The 1,494-nt window shown below is 66.3% G+C and carries 2 protein-coding genes; both read left to right on the forward strand.

What is annotated here, in order from left to right; all coding sequences use genetic code 11:
* Positions 1–48 precede the first annotated feature (48 nt).
* Positions 49–228: a helix-turn-helix domain-containing protein gene (locus ACFP3V_RS31480; RefSeq protein ID WP_380591158.1), complete on the forward strand. Its 180-nt coding sequence runs from the start codon at positions 49–51 to the stop codon at positions 226–228.
* Positions 229–231: 3 nt separating this feature from the next.
* Entirely contained in the window at positions 232–1,437 is a 1,206-nt protein-coding gene (locus ACFP3V_RS31485; protein ID WP_380591161.1) for a site-specific integrase, read from the forward strand.
* The last annotated feature ends 57 nt before the right edge of the window (positions 1,438–1,494 follow it).

A 1,494-nucleotide genomic window follows, 5' to 3' on the forward strand; every position in this document is an offset into this window, starting at 1 on the left:
CCCTCGCGGTGCCGCCTCCAACCGCATCGCACCTGGGGAGATGACGCGATGACCACGCCCGAGGCTCTGACTGTTTCCGAGGTCCAGGCCGCACTCCGCCTCGGCAAGACCAAGGTCTACGAGCTGATTCGCTCCCGCGAGTTGCCCAGCTTCACCGTTGGTCGCTCGCGCCGGATCGACCCCGCAGACCTCCACGCCTACATCCGCAAGCAGAAGAAGGAGAACTGAGACATGGCCACCCGCCGCAACCGTGGAGACGGCGGTCTCCACTGGGATGAGGCCCGTAAGCGCTGGATTGCCACCGTGTGCGTGGGGTTCGACGGGCGCGGTAAGCGAATCACGAGGAAGGGGGCCGGTAGGACCAAGACCGAGGCCAAGCAGAAGCTCAAGGAGGTGCTTCGGGACTACGAGGATGGTCTCGCGATTGCCCCGTCCGACTACACGGTTGAGATGGCCGTCCGTGACTGGCTCCAGTACGGGTTGAACGGACGGGACCCGAACACCGTCAAGACTGCGCACATCCTCTGCGAGACGCACATCCTGCCCGTTTTGGGAAAGCGGAAGCTGCGCGACCTGACCGCCGAGGAGGTGGATCGGTGGCTCGCCGAGAAGGCGACGGTGCTGAGCACTCGCACACTCCAAGGGCTTCGCTCGAACCTGAGCCGCGCAGTCAACAGGGCGATGGCTCGCGACAAGGTGAAGCGCAACGTCGTCGCCCTGTGCTCCGTGCCAGCGGGGCGGCCCGGTCGGCCGTCCAAGGCGCTGACGATGGCTCAGGCTGAGGCGGTCCTGGCCGCCGCCGAGCTGACCAGCATGCGGGCCTACGTCGTGCTATCGCTGCTCACTGGGGCCCGTACCGAAGAACTTCGGGCGCTGACGTGGGATCACGTGTATCTGGAGGGTCAGCCGGACGCGAGTCCCCCCGTCCCGCCCCACGTAGCCGTCTGGCGCTCAGTGCGAGCAGGCAATGACACCAAGACCCGGAAGTCCCGTCGCACGTTGGCGCTGCCAGGACGCTGCATCGAGGCCCTTGCGGACCATCGTGAACGGCAGCAGCGCGCCTGGCAGGCCGCCAAGCGGAGGTGGTCCCCATCGGTCCTGGTCTTCGCATCGGAGGCTGGGACCGCGCTGGACGCTGCGAACGTTCGGCGCGCGTTCCGCTCGGTGCTCAAGAAGGTGCCCGGAATCGTGCCGGGGGAGTGGACGCCCCGAGAGCTTCGACACAGCTTCGTCTCCCTGCTCTCCGATCAGGGTGTCCCGCTGGAGGAGATCTCCCGTCTGGTCGGCCACTCCAGCACCGCAGTCACGGAGGAGGTGTATCGGAAGCAGATTCGCCCCGTGATCCAGACCGGAGCCGTCGTCATGGATGACATCTTCAAGAAGCGTCCCGCGAGCGACCCGAAGCGGGGTGAGGAGGAGCCTTCCCGAGAGGCTTAGTCACTCAGTTAGTCACTCACCGAACGGCAGAGGGCCGGTCTCCTGTGGAGACCGGCC

This window comes from Streptacidiphilus monticola (assembly GCF_042658505.1).
Lineage (GTDB): Bacteria > Actinomycetota > Actinomycetes > Streptomycetales > Streptomycetaceae > Streptacidiphilus > Streptacidiphilus monticola.